General features: G+C 60.8%; 13 protein-coding genes and 1 tRNA gene. 9 read left to right on the top strand and 5 right to left on the bottom strand.

All coding sequences use genetic code 11. The annotated features are described in order from the left end of the window. Positions 1 to 20 precede the first annotated feature (20 nt). From mfd to AO065_RS06150, 5 genes are all read left to right on the top strand, one after another. Positions 21 to 3,473 (top strand): transcription-repair coupling factor, encoded by a 3,453-nt coding sequence (gene mfd / locus AO065_RS06170; protein WP_004880995.1) that lies wholly within the window; start codon positions 21 to 23, stop codon positions 3,471 to 3,473. Positions 3,474 to 3,484: 11 nt separating this feature from the next. Then, entirely contained in the window at positions 3,485 to 4,009 is a 525-nt protein-coding gene (locus AO065_RS06165) for a CsiV family protein (RefSeq protein WP_004880994.1), read from the top strand. A gap of 75 nt (positions 4,010 to 4,084) precedes the next feature. Next, a complete protein-coding gene (locus AO065_RS06160; protein WP_004880992.1) occupies positions 4,085 to 6,829 on the top strand; it encodes a DEAD/DEAH box helicase in 2,745 nt (914 codons plus the stop codon). A gap of 65 nt (positions 6,830 to 6,894) precedes the next feature. Then, complete coding sequence (locus tag AO065_RS06155) at positions 6,895 to 9,090, top strand: PA5441 family protein (protein ID WP_004880990.1); 2,196 nt, start codon at positions 6,895 to 6,897, stop codon at positions 9,088 to 9,090. After that, positions 9,090 to 9,818, top strand: coding sequence for a DUF3142 domain-containing protein (locus AO065_RS06150; RefSeq protein ID WP_004880989.1), 729 nt, complete (start codon positions 9,090 to 9,092; stop codon positions 9,816 to 9,818). The genes AO065_RS06155 and AO065_RS06150 overlap by 1 nt, the downstream gene beginning before the upstream one ends. Here the strand turns inward: AO065_RS06150 and AO065_RS06145 are convergent. Continuing rightward, positions 9,809 to 10,366: a cysteine hydrolase family protein gene (locus tag AO065_RS06145; protein WP_004880987.1), complete on the bottom strand. Its 558-nt coding sequence runs from the start codon at positions 10,364 to 10,366 to the stop codon at positions 9,809 to 9,811. The genes AO065_RS06150 and AO065_RS06145 overlap by 10 nt on opposite strands. 148 nt (positions 10,367 to 10,514) lie before the next feature. Between AO065_RS06145 and AO065_RS06140 the strand changes: the two genes are divergently transcribed. Together AO065_RS06140 and AO065_RS06135 are read left to right on the top strand one after the other, a co-directional pair. Further along, complete coding sequence (locus tag AO065_RS06140) at positions 10,515 to 11,264, top strand: 3-oxoacyl-ACP reductase family protein (RefSeq protein ID WP_004880985.1); 750 nt, start codon at positions 10,515 to 10,517, stop codon at positions 11,262 to 11,264. A 200-nt stretch (positions 11,265 to 11,464) separates the two neighbouring features. Next, a tRNA-Ser gene (locus AO065_RS06135) sits at positions 11,465 to 11,554 on the top strand. A gap of 187 nt (positions 11,555 to 11,741) precedes the next feature. Here the strand turns inward: AO065_RS06135 and AO065_RS06130 are convergent. Together AO065_RS06130 and fliB are read right to left on the bottom strand one after the other, a co-directional pair. Continuing rightward, on the bottom strand, positions 11,742 to 12,083 hold the full coding sequence (locus AO065_RS06130; RefSeq protein ID WP_004880983.1) for a helix-turn-helix domain-containing protein: 342 nt from the start codon (positions 12,081 to 12,083) through the stop codon (positions 11,742 to 11,744). A 386-nt stretch (positions 12,084 to 12,469) separates the two neighbouring features. Further along, the gene (gene fliB / locus AO065_RS06125) at positions 12,470 to 13,636 is read right to left on the bottom strand and encodes a flagellin lysine-N-methylase (protein WP_004880979.1); all 1,167 of its coding nucleotides are present in this window, start codon (positions 13,634 to 13,636) and stop codon (positions 12,470 to 12,472) included. 158 nt (positions 13,637 to 13,794) lie between these two features. Here fliB and AO065_RS06120 point away from each other — a divergent pair, with 158 nt between their 5' ends. Further along, positions 13,795 to 14,163 carry a c-type cytochrome gene (locus AO065_RS06120; RefSeq protein ID WP_004880977.1) on the top strand — a complete coding sequence of 123 codons (369 nt, stop codon included), beginning with the start codon at positions 13,795 to 13,797 and terminating at the stop codon, positions 14,161 to 14,163. A 57-nt stretch (positions 14,164 to 14,220) separates the two neighbouring features. Here the strand turns inward: AO065_RS06120 and AO065_RS27250 are convergent, their stop codons facing one another. After that, on the bottom strand, positions 14,221 to 14,385 hold the full coding sequence (locus AO065_RS27250) for a DUF6021 family protein (protein ID WP_004880973.1): 165 nt from the start codon (positions 14,383 to 14,385) through the stop codon (positions 14,221 to 14,223). 149 nt (positions 14,386 to 14,534) lie between these two features. Here AO065_RS27250 and AO065_RS06110 point away from each other — a divergent pair, with 149 nt between their 5' ends. Beyond that, the gene (locus AO065_RS06110) at positions 14,535 to 14,942 is read left to right on the top strand and encodes a DUF4124 domain-containing protein (protein ID WP_032650660.1); all 408 of its coding nucleotides are present in this window, start codon (positions 14,535 to 14,537) and stop codon (positions 14,940 to 14,942) included. 3 nt (positions 14,943 to 14,945) lie between these two features. Here AO065_RS06110 and AO065_RS06105 read toward each other — a convergent pair whose 3' ends face one another. Next, a complete protein-coding gene (locus tag AO065_RS06105; protein ID WP_004880969.1) occupies positions 14,946 to 15,260 on the bottom strand; it encodes an EthD family reductase in 315 nt (104 codons plus the stop codon). Positions 15,261 to 15,369 lie beyond the last annotated feature (109 nt).

Genomic DNA, 15,369 nt, shown 5'->3' with positions numbered 1-15,369 from the left:
CGCCTGGAGCCTGACCTTCCGTGCCAGTTCTGCGTCTACCGCTTCTTTCTGCCGCTGCAGGCAAACACCACTGGGGCAATCTTCCCGGTGCCGCACTGAGCCTGGCAATCGCCGAGGCTGCCAGCGCTGCCAAGCGCTTCACCCTGCTTCTGACCGCCGACAGCCAGAGTGCCGAGCGGCTGGAACAGGAGCTGAAGTTCTTCGCGCCCACGCTGCCGGTTCTGCACTTCCCGGACTGGGAAACCCTGCCCTACGATCTGTTCTCGCCGCACCAGGACATCATTTCCCAGCGTATCGCCAGCCTGTATCGCCTGCCGGAACTGGAACATGGTGTTCTGGTAGTACCGATCACCACGGCCCTACACAGACTGGCGCCGACCAAATTCCTGCTGGGCAGCAGCCTGGTGCTGGACGTCGGCCAGAAGCTCGATGTCGAGGCCATGCGCACCCGTCTGGAAGCCAGCGGTTATCGCTACGTGGACACGGTCTACGAGCATGGCGAGTTCACGGTACGCGGCGCGCTGATCGATCTGTTCCCGATGGGCAGCAAGGTGCCTTACCGCATCGACCTGTTCGACGACGAGATCGAAACCCTGCGCACCTTCGACCCGGACACGCAGCGTTCCATCGAGAAGGTCGAATCGGTACGCCTGCTGCCTGCACGTGAATTCCCGCTGAAGAAAGAAGAAGTCACCCGCTTCAAGGCACGCTTCCGTGAGCGCTTCGACGTGGACTTCCGTCGCAGCCCGATTTTCCAGGACTTGAGCAGCGGCATCACGCCTGCCGGTATCGAGTACTACATCCCGCTGTTCTTCGAGGAAACCTCGACCCTGTTCGACTACCTGCCGCAGGACACTCAGGTGTTCTCGCTGCCGGGCATTGAACAGGCGGCGGAAAATTTCTGGAAAGACGTGCGCAACCGCTACGAAGAGCGGCGTGTAGACCCGTCGCGCCCCTTGCTGCCACCCGCCGAACTGTTCCTGCCAGTGGAAGACTGTTTCGCGCGCCTGAAAAACTGGCCGCGCGTCGTTGCCAGCCAGCAGGACATCGAAGCCGGTGGCGAACGCTCGCGTTTCCCCGCGCAGAGCCTGCCGGACCTGGCTATTGAAGCCAAGGCGGTCCAGCCGCTGGCCGCGCTGTCGAAATTCCTCGATGAATTCCCCGGTCGCGTGCTGTTCACCGCTGAATCGGCGGGTCGCCGGGAAGTGCTGCTGGAGTTGCTGGAGCGCCTCAAGCTGCGGCCGAAGACGGTCGACAGCTGGCTCGACTTCGTGGACGGCAAGGACCGGCTGGCGATCACCATCGCGCCGCTGGACGAAGGGTTGCTGCTGGAAGACCCGGCCCTTGCGCTGGTTGCCGAGAGCCCGCTGTTCGGCCAGCGAGTCATGCAACGCCGTCGGCGCGAGAAACGCACCGATGGCGGCAATAACGACGCAGTCATCAAGAACCTGACCGAGCTGCGCGAAGGCGCGCCGGTGGTGCACATCGACCACGGTGTCGGGCGCTACCTGGGGCTGGCAACACTTGAAGTCGAGAATCAGGTCGCCGAGTTCCTGATGCTGGCGTACGCCGAGGACGCCAAGCTGTACGTCCCGGTCGCCAACCTGCACCTGATTGCACGCTACACCGGCAGCGACGACGAAATGGCACCGCTGCACCGCCTGGGTTCGGAAACCTGGCAGAAAGCCAAGCGCAAGGCCGCCGAGCAAGTGCGCGATGTGGCCGCCGAGCTGCTCGACATCTATGCCCGCCGCGCCGCTCGCGAAGGCTACGCGTTCGCCGATCCGAAAGCCGATTACGCGACCTTCAGCGCAGGCTTCCCGTTTGAAGAGACGCCGGATCAACAGACGACCATCGAGGCCGTGCGCGCCGACATGCTCGCGCCCAAACCCATGGATCGTCTGGTCTGCGGCGACGTGGGCTTCGGCAAGACCGAAGTCGCCATGCGCGCCGCATTCATCGCCGTTCACGGCGGGCGTCAGGTTGCGATTCTGGTGCCGACCACCCTGCTCGCCCAACAGCACTACAACAGTTTCCGCGACCGTTTCGCCGACTGGCCAGTGACTGTCGAAGTCATGAGCCGCTTCAAGTCGGCCAAGGAAGTCAGCGCCGCCGTCGCCGATCTGGCCGAAGGCAAGATCGACATCGTCATCGGCACGCACAAGCTGCTGCAGGACGACGTGAAGATCAAGAATCTGGGGCTGGTCATCATCGACGAAGAGCACCGTTTCGGTGTTCGTCAGAAAGAACAGCTCAAGGCCCTGCGCAGCGAAGTCGACATTCTGACCCTGACTGCGACGCCTATTCCGCGCACGCTGAACATGGCGGTGTCGGGCATGCGCGACCTGTCGATCATCGCCACGCCTCCGGCGCGCAGGCTGTCGGTGCGCACCTTCGTCATGGAGCAGAACAAGCCCACGATCAAGGAAGCACTGCTGCGCGAGCTGCTGCGCGGCGGCCAGGTCTACTACCTGCACAACGACGTCAAGACCATCGAGAAATGCGCCGCCGACCTCGCCGAACTGGTGCCCGAAGCGCGTATCGGCATCGGCCACGGCCAGATGCGCGAGCGTGAACTCGAACAGGTGATGAGCGACTTCTACCACAAGCGCTTCAACGTCCTGATCGCCTCGACCATCATCGAGACCGGCATCGACGTACCGAGCGCCAACACCATCATCATCGAGCGCGCCGACAAGTTCGGCCTGGCGCAACTGCACCAGTTGCGCGGCCGTGTCGGACGCAGTCACCACCAGGCCTATGCCTATCTGCTGACGCCGCCACGCAAGCAGGTCACCCGTGATGCCGAGAAGCGTCTGGAAGCCATCGCCAACACCCAGGACCTTGGCGCAGGCTTTGTGCTTGCCACCAACGACCTGGAAATCCGTGGCGCGGGCGAACTGCTGGGCGATGGCCAGAGCGGCCAGATCCAGGCCGTGGGTTTCACCCTGTACATGGAAATGCTCGAACGTGCGGTGAAGTCGATTCGCAAGGGCGAACAGCCCAACCTCGACCAGCCGCTGGGCGGCGGACCGGAAATCAACCTGCGCGTGCCTGCGCTGATTCCCGAGGCCTACCTGCCCGATGTGCATACCCGCCTGATTCTCTACAAGCGCATTGCCAATGCCGCCGACGAGGATGGTTTGAAGGACCTGCAGGTCGAGATGATCGACCGCTTCGGCCTGTTGCCGGAGCCGACCAAGGCGCTGGTGCGGATCACGCAACTCAAACTGCGCGCCGAGCAACTGGGCATTCGCAAGATCGACGCCGGGCCGCAAGGCGGACGCATCGAGTTTGCCGCCGAAACGCCGGTCGACCCGCTGACCCTGATCAAGCTGATCCAGAGCCAGCCCAACCGTTACAAGTTCGAAGGCGCCACACTGTTCAAGTTCATGGTGCCGATGGAGCGCGCAGATGAGCGTTTCAACACGATCGAAGCGCTGCTTGAGCGCCTGACCCCGACAACTGCTTGAAGGATTCATCCATGCGTCTGTTTCGCTCATTGTCCCTGCTGCTGGTGCTCGTCGCGCCGGGCGCCTTTGCCGAGGGCACCTATCAGGTGGAGCTGATCCTGTTCCGTCAGAGCGGAGAACCGGCAGCCACGCGTCAGCTCGCGCCCGAAGACTGGGACGCCGGCGCGCAGAAAATCGCCGCAGCCGATGAGCGCAGTCCGGCGCTCAACGATCTGGTCGCCAAATTGCAGGGCAGTGGCAACTATGAGGTGCTGATGCAGCGCGCCTGGCAGCAGACGATTGGCACCGAGCCCGTTAAAATTGCCGTCGCCAGTGGTAAAGAACAGCTCGGCCACTTCCCCATCGAGGGCACGGTGAGCCTGGCATTGGATCGTTTCACCGACATCGATGCGCAGTTCTGGGTCAACCAGCTGGACCCGCATGGCGTGGTCCTCAACAGCGAGCGCCTGAAGCAGACCGCCAGGGTCAAGAATGGCGGGCTGAATTACCTGGATAACGGCAATCTGGCGCTGCTGATCAAAGTCTCTCCACTGTGATCGTTACGTATTCAAGGAGCACAGGCGTGCTCCCTTTCTTTTTGAGCATCGCTGCGGCGTAGGGCTTTTTTTAACTTGTCGTCCATTCTCGAAAAAGTCCTCGCCTCGGCCTGGACAGACCTGTTCACTGATCGAACGCTTGAGCGCGGGCGCGACTATGCCCGCCAGAAACGCATCGTGCTGGAAGACTCCAGCCCGCAGATCATCCGTACCGCCTGCCGAGGCTCGGGGCTGGAGATCTACACCCAGACTCTGCTGTTCAAGGATCCGGATCGCTACCGCAATTACCTGACCTGCAAATGCACCTGCCCGGTGCGCAACGACTGCAAACACTGTGTCGCGGCCATGTACTTCCTTGCGGACCCGACCAACCAGCCGTTGCTGCAGGCTGCGCTGAGTACCCACGAGCGGGAGATCCAGGCCCAGATCGAGCAGAAGCCAAAACTGCCCGAGCGACTGGTCGACAACCTGCAGCCCAAACCACGACTGATTCTGGCCAGCATCGAGTTCAGCGCCTACGAACCGCGCAACGGACGCATGCAACGGCACATTCAGCATCGCGCCGCACTGGCCTTCGCCTATGGCAAGCACTACGCAGTAGGCACGACCAATGTGAGCATTCTGGTGAGCTCGCTAGGCAGCGATCTGGTGAACCAGAAAAGCGACATCATCGAACACACCGAAACCGAAACCCTGCGCATCCGCCGTCAGGGCGAACAGGAACGCCAGCTTCGCCAGCAACTGACCGATCTGGGGTTCAAGGTTTCCACGCGGCAGAGCAAGGCTCTGCCCGACAGCGCCGGCGACATGTACGAGTTGCCGAACGACAAGGCCTGGCTGCATTTCGTGCTGGACGACCTGCCAAAGCTTCGCGAGCAAGGCTGGGAAATCGAGATTCAGGACGAGTTCGGCTTTGACGTCACGCCGGTGGAAGACTGGTATGCGGTCATCGATGAGGAGAACGAACGCGACTGGTTCGATCTGGAACTGGGCATCATCGTCAATGGCGAACGCCTGAGCCTGCTGCCAATTCTGATCAACCTGATCCGCAGCCATCCCGAACTGATGAGCCCTTCGGCCGTTGCCAAGCGCGGCGACGAAGAACAACTGCTGGTGCAGCTCAACCACTTCACGCAAAACGGCGGCAGCCCGGTGCAGATCGCCCTGCCCTACGGCCGGCTCAAGCCGGTGCTGGCGACGCTGGGTGACTTCTACTGGCGTCAGGAAGGTAACAACGCGCTGCGCATGAGCAGGGCCGACGCGGCCCGGCTGACGCAACTCGAAGACCTGCCGCTGACCTGGCAGGGCGGCGACCGCCTGCGGCACTTTGCCGAGCGCCTGATCAACATCAAGGACGCGCCAGTAGCGGTCCCCGATGGTCTGAACGCGACCTTGCGGCCTTATCAGCTGGAAGGCCTGAGCTGGATGCAATCCCTGCGCGAGCTGGAAGTCGGTGGCGTGCTGGCTGACGACATGGGCCTGGGCAAGACCCTGCAGACACTGGCGCACCTGTTGATGGAAAAACAGGCCGGGCGTCTGGATCGTCCAGCACTGGCAGTAATGCCGACCAGCCTGATCCCAAACTGGCTGGACGAGTCCGAGCACTTCACGCCAGACCTCAAGGTGCTGGCGCTGTATGGCGCCAATCGTCATCAGGACGCCAGCAACCTGCAGGACTACGACCTGATCCTGACCACGTACGCGTTGCTGCCTCGCGACCTCGAATTGCTGAAATCGCAGTCCTTCCACCTGCTGATTCTCGACGAAGCCCAGTACATCAAGAACCCCAACAGCAAGGCCGCGCAGGCAGCACGTGACCTCAATGCGCGCCAGCGTCTGTGCCTCAGCGGCACGCCACTGGAAAACCACCTGGGTGAGCTGTGGTCGCTGTTCCACTTCCTGATGCCCGGCTGGCTGGGCAACAGTAAGGAATTCAACAGCAACTACCGCACCGCCATCGAGAAGCACGGCAATCAGGATCGGCTGCAACACCTGAATGCACGCATCAAGCCTTTCCTGCTGCGCCGCACCAAGGAACAGGTCGCGACCGAACTGCCGCCCAAGACCGAGATCATTCACTGGGTCGACCTCAACGACGCCCAGCGCGACGTGTATGAAACCGTGCGTCTGGCGATGGACAAGAAGGTCCGCGACGAAATCACTCGCAAGGGTGTGGCCCGCAGTCAGATCATCATTCTCGAAGCGCTGCTCAAGCTGCGTCAGGTGTGCTGCGACCTGCGGCTGGTCAATCCGGACATGCCGGTCAACAGCAAACAAGGCACGTCCGGCAAGCTCAACAGCCTGATGGAAATGTTCGACGAACTGCTGGCCGAAGGACGCAAGATCCTGCTGTTCTCGCAGTTCACCTCGATGCTGAGCCTGATCGAGGCCGAACTGAAACAGCGCGGCATCCCTTACGCCCTGCTCACCGGCTCGACGCGTGACCGACGTACGCCGATCCACGACTTCCAGAGCGGCAAGCTGCCGATCTTCCTGATCAGCCTGAAAGCGGGCGGCACCGGCCTGAACCTGACCGCCGCCGACACCGTGATTCACTACGATCCATGGTGGAACCCGGCCGCCGAGAACCAGGCCACCGACCGCGCCTATCGCATCGGTCAGGACAAGCCGGTGTTCGTCTACAAGATGATCGCGCGCGGCACGGTGGAAGAGAAAATCCAGCGCCTGCAACGCGAGAAATCCGCCCTGGCGGCAGGCGTACTCGATGGCCGGGCCAGCGGCGACTGGAAGCTGCGCGACGAAGACCTGCAGGCCCTGTTCGCGCCTCTCCCCGCAGCACCCAAGAAGTCCAGAAAATAGCAGCCGAGGGTACAGGCACTGAGCTACTATCGGCAGCGCTTGTACCCTCGACTAAAGGACTTCTCATGCGTACCCGGTTGCTGACCCTTACAGCGGTCATGGTGGGCTCTGCCCTTCTCAATCAGGCCAATGCCAGTGGCGACGATTCCTGCTACCCCTCCTGGACGGTGCTCAAGGAAGACCTGGATGCGTGCAGCAACCTGCCGTTCCTGAGCCCGGGCAACGACAGCGAGGTGAATCTGCGCCTGCTGTTGGCTGACAAGGGACTGAAGACGTTCCAGTTGTCAGGCGAGAAAAACCTGGAGCGGGAAGAAGGGTTTGGCGCCGTACCGTTCTCGCTGTTTCGCTTCGGCGCGACCGATCTGGCAATGGCTGCAGAAACCGCCGAGGAAGTGAAGCCCGACGAGCCAACCGCTACGGCGGCGCAAGCATCACTGACAGCCATGCTCGAAAAGCTGGGCCTGATGCGCGCCGATACACCTGCGGCAGGCGATGAGTTTCTGTCCGGCGAAGGCAGTCGCTGCCGCAGTAATTCCGATGAAAGCGCCCAGGCATTTATCAGTCAGGTTCTGGCCAGCACCGAATTGACGGATGCCGAACGCAAGGCACTGGCAGAGAGCCGCATGCAAATGCTGGGTGCCTGTGCCTGGGATGCCGATGCGCGGGAAGCCCTGCAACCCAAGGCCATAGCCTCCGCGACAGGCAAGGCATTCGCCACGTACCTGCGCGCCGCCGGCGCCTTCTATAACGGCAACTTTGACGAAGCACTGACAGGCTTCACCGCGCTGGTAGACAGCCCGCAGCCGTGGCTCAAGCAAACCGCCGTTTACATGGTCGCGCGCACCAAACTGAACAGTGCCCAGGAGGACGTGTTCGACGAATACAGCCAGCTGCAGCGCGACAAGGTCGACAAATCCGCGCTTACAGACGTCGAAACGGCGTTCAAACAGTACCTGGACAGCTACCCCGACGGCGATTACGCAGACTCGGCCCAAGGGCTTTTGCGGCGCGTGCACTGGCTGGCGGGCGATGACGTGAAACTGGCCGAGGATTATGCCTGGCAGCTCAAGCAGCAAGGCAAGGCGTCAGGCGACCTTGAGCCACTCGTTATCGAAATGGACCGGGCCGTACTGGGCAGCGACAGACAGAACCTGCGCTCACCCTGGATGCTGGCGATCACCGACCTGATTCGCATGCGTGAAACGTCCAGCCCCAGATTGAGCGAAGCCGATCTGAAAACCCAGGAACCCTCGTTTGCCGACCAGCCCGAGCTCTACCGTTATCTGCAAGGCGCGCTGGCGCTGTACGTCCTGGATGATCCACAACAAGCCCTTGAGCACCTGCCTACCGCGCTGCCCGAGCACCTTGACTATCTGACGTTCAGCCAGCACCTGCTGCGCGGCCTGGCATTGCAGGCACGTCAGGACATCAAGGGCGCGCAAGCGCTGTGGCTGGAGATGCTGCCCCGCGCCACACAACCACTGCAACGCGAACAACTGGAACTGGCGCTGGCCATGAGTTTCGAGCGTAATGAGCAGCTGTCCAGCGTGTTTGCTGCCGACTCGCCCATTCGGTCGGACAAAGTGCGTTACATCCTGCTCAGCCGTGTCGCCGATGCCGACCTGCTGCGCCAGCAGACCACCCAAGGGCTGACCGAGACCGAGCGCAACACGGCGTTGTTCGTCCTGCTGTACAAAGACCTGATGCGCAACCGCTATGCAGACTTTGCCGAAGACCTGAAGCGCCTTCCGGAAAAACTGCCGGAAGAAAAACTGGGTTACGCCTTGGGCTATACGTACGAAAAAGGTCCCTCGTTGAGCCTGTTTCAATGGCAGGGCACCCCGTCCGAATCCGGCTACACCTGCCCCGCCATCGTGCAGACAGCCGCCGCGTTGAAGCTCGATGCCAAGAACCCCAAGGCGCTGAACTGCATGGGCGAGTTTATCCGGGCCAACAGCCTCGACGGCATGCCGCTGGACAGCAAGCGCCACGCCGATACGCTGGGCGGCAGTGCGCCGGGCTTCAGTGGTGAGGCGTTTTCCCGACTGGAAGGCTACAAGACCGTCATCGCCAACCCCAAGGCGCCGCGTGACGAAAAAGCCTACGCGCTGTACAGGGCGGTCAACTGCTACGGCCCGTCTGGCTACAACACGTGCGGTGGCAAGGAAGTCGAACCCTCTGTGCGCAAGGGCTGGTTCCGCCAGTTGAAAAAGGACTTCACCAGCACCCAATGGGGCCAGACCCAGCAGTACTACTGGTAATGCAAAGGCTCCAGCACTGCCTTGCCCTGCTTTGTCTTTTGACGCTCGGCCAGGCAGATGCAGCGGTCAATGCCGAAGATTACGATGCGTTCTGGCTGTGGGCAGGCGTCAGGCCGCAGCCAGTGATGGATCAGGCAAAGACCCTGTATGTGCTGCAAGGCCAGGTCAGCACGTCGCGCCGGGATCCGCAGCAACGTGTCAGCTTCATCGCGCAAGGCGTCTCGGTGACTCGTTTGCCGCAGGACCAGGTGTGGCTGGTCTACCGTGCTCACACGCTGCGCTGGCCGGATGCTGTCTACCGGCAACTGCTTGGTCAGGCTCAGCGCTGGAAAGCATCCGGTACCCACGTGATCGGCATCCAGATCGACTTCGACGCCCGCACCCGCTACCTGAATGAGTACGTCGATTTCCTGCGCGACCTGCGCCAGCGCCTGCCTGAAGACTATCAATTGAGCATCACCGGGCTGATGGACTGGAGCAGCAATGCCGACATCACCGCCATCGGCCAACTGAAAGGCGTGGTGGATGAAGTGGTGGTGCAGACCTATCAGGGCCGCCACAGCATCCCGGATTACGCGGCGTACCTGCCCCGCCTTGGTCGTCTCGGCCTTCCGTTCAAGGTCGGCCTGATTCAGGGTGGTGACTGGCTGGCACCGGCTTATCTGGAAGACAGCCCCTGGTTCAAGGGTTACGTGGTTTTCCTGCAGAATCCCCCGACTCAGCGCTGATCGAGAATCTGCGCCGTGGACAGCACTGTCGCGTACTCGCCATGCAGATTGGCCAGTGACATTGCATGCACGTCTTCGGCGCTGCGCGGTGTACCGAAAAAGTCTGTCTGATCGAAGGTAAAGCAGGCGTCGTGCGCAACGATGACTTCAAAACCCAGGTTGCCCCCACTGCGCGCCGTGGATTCCACCGAGTTATTGGTGACAACGCCTGCGATCACCATCTGCCTGATCCCATCCGAACGCAGCCACATCTCCAGAAACGATCCACAAAATGCATCAGGCACCTGCTTGCTCAGTTCCCGCTCGTCCGCCTGCGGCACAAAGGCTGGCTGATATTCCACGCCGGACTGCTCGGGCCAGAACACCGAAGAAGGCGAGGTAGAGAAGTGCCTGACATGAATGACCGGACGTCCGGCTTCCCGCCACGCTGACAGTAACTCAGACATGCACGCTTCAGCCTGCGGGTTGTTGCGCCGCCCAAGCCTGGGATGATTGATGCCCTGTTGCATGTCGATCAGGATCAGCGCGCTGTCGGGACGGATATCCATCGGGGTTCATTTCCTTGAAATTCGAGCCTGCGACAGTAGTCGTAAGTTGCGCTCGGTTCCAGTGCGGTATCAGCCGCCAGACAGCTTATTGCGACTACGCTGTCTACGCACATCCACGTCCCGTCGCACCCAAACACTGGAGAACACCATGATTCAGCATCTGAACCTCGCCGGCAAAGTCGCCTTCGTTCAAGGCGGCTCTCGTGGTATCGGCGCAGCGATTGTCCAGCGCCTGGCCAAGGAAGGCGCTGCCGTGGCCTTCACCTATGTCAGCTCCGAAGAAGCCGCGCTGGAGATCCAGGGCAGCATCACTGCCAACGGCGGCCATGCACTGGCCATTCGAGCCGACAGCGCTGATGAAAAGGCCATCCGCCAGGCGATTCAGACGGCCGCCGAAAACCTGGGCGGGCTGGATATTCTGGTCAACAACGCAGGCGTGCTGGCCATTGCCCCGCTGAACGAATTCACCATGCAGGACTTTGACCGAACCCTGGCCATCAACGTACGCAGCGTGTTCATCGCCAGCCAGGAAGCCGCTCGCCACATGGGTGAAGGCGGACGCATCATCAACATCGGCAGCACCAACGCCGACCGCATGCCCTTTGCAGGCGGCGCGATCTATGCCATGAGCAAGTCGGCGCTGGTCGGCCTGACCAAAGGCCTGGCACGCGACCTCGGCCCGCAGGGCATCACCGTCAACAACGTCCAGCCCGGCCCGGTCGACACCGACATGAACCCAGGACACGGCGAATTCGCTGAAAGCCTCAAGGCCATGATGGCGATCCCGCGCTACGGCAAGAGCGAGGAAATCGCCAGCTTCGTCGCCTACCTCGCTGGCCCGGAAGCGGGTTACATCACCGGCGCCAGCCTGACCATCGACGGCGGCTTCGGCGCCTGATCCCAGCCATCGAACGACGCGCCTGGCTGGCCCGGCCTTCCCATGAAACCCGAAGCCCGCCAGCCTGCGCAGACCTTTCAGCGGGCAGACCACGTTTTTCTGCTTAACCGCATGAAAATTCTGAAAAAAAGTTTTGCGTTCCGAAAAGCTTTCGACTACATTAGCGCGCCTCGACAGACACAACGTTGTCAGCGAGATACGGTGAGGTGTCCGAGTGGCTTAAGGAGCACGCCTGGAAAGTGTGTATACAAGAAATTGTATCGAGGGTTCGAATCCCTCCTTCACCGCCATATTCGATACACGAAAAGCCCCGATATTCCTTGTGAACGTCGGGGCTTTTTCGTTTCCGGTGGTTAAGCCAGGATGATTTCCAGCTGGGCTGACGGTGTCTGCCGAAAACGAACCGGGCATCAAGGGCTTCCGGTTTTTACGGCAGAACGCCCTCGCACCAGTGGCTTTACCCACCACAACCCCATATCACCCATTCGTATGCGAAAGCTTTTCAAGAATCAGGCTAAGCGCCTCCTGATCCGTGTCGGCAAGGTTTCTGAACGCACGCACGACACTGCCTTCGCGTGGCGACAGGGTGTCGTTTTCGATTGATCTCGCGACGCCCGTGACCAGATATCCCACGTCAACTCCGATTGCCGAAATGGCTGCCAGATAGTCTGCTCTGGGCGTACGTTCCCCGCGTTCATAGTGCCCCTGGGCGTTGACTTCGACGCCTGCAAATCTTGCGAAATCCTTCTGTGACAAACCTAACCGGCTCCTTTCGGCTCTAAGGCGAATTGCGAATCTATCCTCGTGAGTGGATGTCATCCTGGCCTCCGTCAAGCGGGTGGCTGATTGCGCTGCAGCAAGCGAGCGACAAGTCGCTCGCTGGGCGCTCGGTGTGGGCGTGGGTCTTGAAAGCTGCCGGTCGCCGGCTCTGATGAAGGCGGGCGACAGGTACAAGAAGCGGTCGATTCGACCTGACGCTGATGTTCAGCGGTGACGCGCCACGCGAGAGTTGCGCACGCGCATCAGGAATGAACAGCTCGTTGAGTCCGGTCAGCCGTGGAACTGGCCACCGTTTTGCTGGCTGGCCGACTGGACACACTCTGGAGTGTAGACCCGGAACTGCAAATCACCTGACGCTACAAGGGTGATCGCCCGAAACCTGACTTCCGCTGATAGAGAAGGCTGTTTGCAGCTCGGTTGTGGGCTCAAAGCTGGTCAGTCAACACGCGCAGATAGCCCAGACCCTGCTCACCCAGTTTCTGCCTGAAAAACAGTTCTGCGCCTGTCGCCACGCTGTGGTTGGCGCTGCGACAGAAGCGGTAGACCAGATCGACAATGGCTTGCTCATCCGGGGCTTGCCGAGTGACTGGATCGCAGTGCACCAACAACAGACAGCGCAAGGCCAGAGTCCGCAGCGCGAGCGTGCATGCCCACTGACTGAGGCTTGTGCCGTAGTCCTGGCCATACGCGGTGGTCGAGATGAATGGAAAGCCGGTGCGGGACATCTCGGCGCAGACGAAGCGTTTCAGGACAGGCTCCAGCGCCTGCCCTGCCCGTCCGCTGGCAAGGTCCAGAAACTCGGTTTTGAGCCGCATGCCCTGAGGCTGATCGCCCTGGGCCGGGGTGACGTCAACCGAGCGAATGACCTGCTCGCGCATCGCCTCTGTCACGCCTGGCCCGTTGAGCATCTGGATCAGCACCACCATGACCGGATCAACCGCCAGCGACTCGCCCGAACCGACAGGCGTCTGGTAATCCATGATCAGTCCAGGCAATGCGTACAACCAGTCCTCGCAGGCAATGGTTTCCAGTTTGAGCGTCAGGTCCAACAGCCTCAGCAGCGCGTGGCGAGTGGTCTGCTGGTCCTGAAGCACCAGCTCGTTCAGTTGCTGAACGACAGCAGCGCGCTGCTCCGCATCGATGCCGGGGAAATCCTTGTCCGGGTAGGCAGACAGCGTCTTGTCGTCCACGGTGACTTGCGCTGGCGCAAAGGGAGTCGCACTTTTGAGGACCAGCCGTACGATTTCGGGACAGCTCATGCTGGCCGACCCGGTCAGCGCGCCGTTGATACGCCGGTACATGCGCGGATAGATTCGGCAAGTGTCGGAAAGCGCATCTTCGCCGTGTGTCGCATGGACGGAGCAACGCCCGTTGTCGAACGCCACGCAGTCGCCATCGGTCTTTTTCATCCAGGTGCCGCCATCGTCCTTGACGATCAGGTTGAGCAACTGGGGCAGTTTCTGATCCCAGAGTTCGACGGTCCTGGCGCCTACCGATACCGGCCAGACCTTGCAGCAGTTGTCATCGCAGCGCTCGGCAAGGCATGAGAATTCTTTGACGAACTGAAAAGTGCTGACAGCCTGCTGAGCCATGATCGTGTCCTGAACGATGAGATGGCAATGGGTGGCCGGGCCGGGCAAGTGGTTCCCTGCCGCATCCCTTGAATGGGCCTGAGGTTTCAGCGAATCGGGGACTGCGTTAGCATGCAGCGCTTGAAAATCAGGCTGTCCAGACCCGTGATGGGAGATCGATGAAAAAGACTGCGCTATTTCTGCTCGCGCTGGCGATACATGCGACCGCTCAAGGGGCTGGCGATGCAGAGGCCGGGAAAGCGGTATTCACCCGACTCTGCTCAGGCTGCCACAAGATCGGACCCGGTGCCCGCAGCGCATTTGGCCCGCCACTCAACGGCATCATCGGAAGCAAGGCGGGTCAGCACCCTGACTATGTGTACACGGACGCGATGAAAAACTCGGGTATCACCTGGACCCGCGAGCAACTCACCACGTACATCAAGGATCCGGGCGAAGTGGTGCCGGGGACGCGTATGAAGCTGTGGTGGATGGGCAACGACCAGCGCATGGAAGACCTGCTGGAATACCTCGACACGAACAAATAACGCCGTGAAATGAAAAGCCCCCGAATCACTTCGGGGGCCGGTATTTGTTCTCTCGACTTACTTGTCGGATTCGTAGGGCGGATAGTCGTCCTTGGTGCCATGCTCCTTGGCAGGCGTTTTTGCGGGCTTGACCGGATCAACCTGCGGATCGCCGGCATCCGGTGATTCGGTATTGAAATCCGGTTTGTCGGTACTGTTGTCGCTTGGCTTGTTGCCAGTCATAGACGCCTCCATTGGGTTAAAACATACAACCTGTTCTTCAGAGGCGTAATCACCTCAGGCGTGCCATGGGACTGACGAACGGAGCTGTCACAAACCCTTTGCGCCGCGCGTCAGGACTGGTAGCCTTGCGCCACTCAGGGAGGATGACGATGAAAAGGCTTTCAATGCTGCTTGCGATCACAGCGGCAGTGGGTTCAGGCATGGCGCACAGCGAGATCTTCAAATGCACCTCGGCGCAGGGCCACGTGAGCTACGCGGCCATCCCCTGCGATGGAGCGGCGGAGGTCGCGGTTCAACGGCCCGGTCCGCCAAAAATGCTGCGTCAGGGCGAACCCGTCGACCATGCCCACAAGGTCAATCTGAAGGCCACTGAGTACCTGCAAGTCAGCGGCCGCGCCAAGGTCAATGTGTACGAGACTGAAAGCTACAAAGCCTTTCAGAAAAGCCATTTGCCGGCGCCCGATGTGCCCTCTCAATGCCAGAGTCCGCGCTACGACAGTCAATGCTTTGATCCATCGGGTGGCGCTTCATTCAGAAAAGCCGTATCGGGCAATTGAGCCTTACTCGGCCCTGACCTCACTGATCTGAATCACCGGAATCAGGTCTGTGTAGTTGATGATATCGGCGTTGATGCGCTCCTGATGCGGTCCCATGCCGGCCTGGAACGCTTCAATCGAGTCGCAGTAGATGTGGCACATGCCGACATAGACCGGCGTGGAGCCCGGCGTTGCACCGCCCAGGCCCTTGTCGACGCTGTAGCGCTTGCAGTGCTCGCCCATCAGGGACTGCACCAGCGGCATGTGCTGGTCGCGATAGTAGTCATGGTCGAACCGGGCACCTTCCTTGTAGGGGTACAGCACGCTGACTTTGATCATGTCGATATTCTCCAGGTGGCAGGTAAAATTGCGTTGGCACTCTACCGTGAGACACACGGCAAAGTGTTATGACAGCACTGGCAGGTATTTCTCCCTTCCCGCACAATCA

The sequence above is a fragment of the Pseudomonas viridiflava genome (assembly GCF_001642795.1).
Lineage (GTDB): Bacteria > Pseudomonadota > Gammaproteobacteria > Pseudomonadales > Pseudomonadaceae > Aquipseudomonas > Aquipseudomonas viridiflava.
Note: the sequence above shows the minus strand (reverse complement) of the source record. Positions and strands in the feature narration are given on the sequence as shown.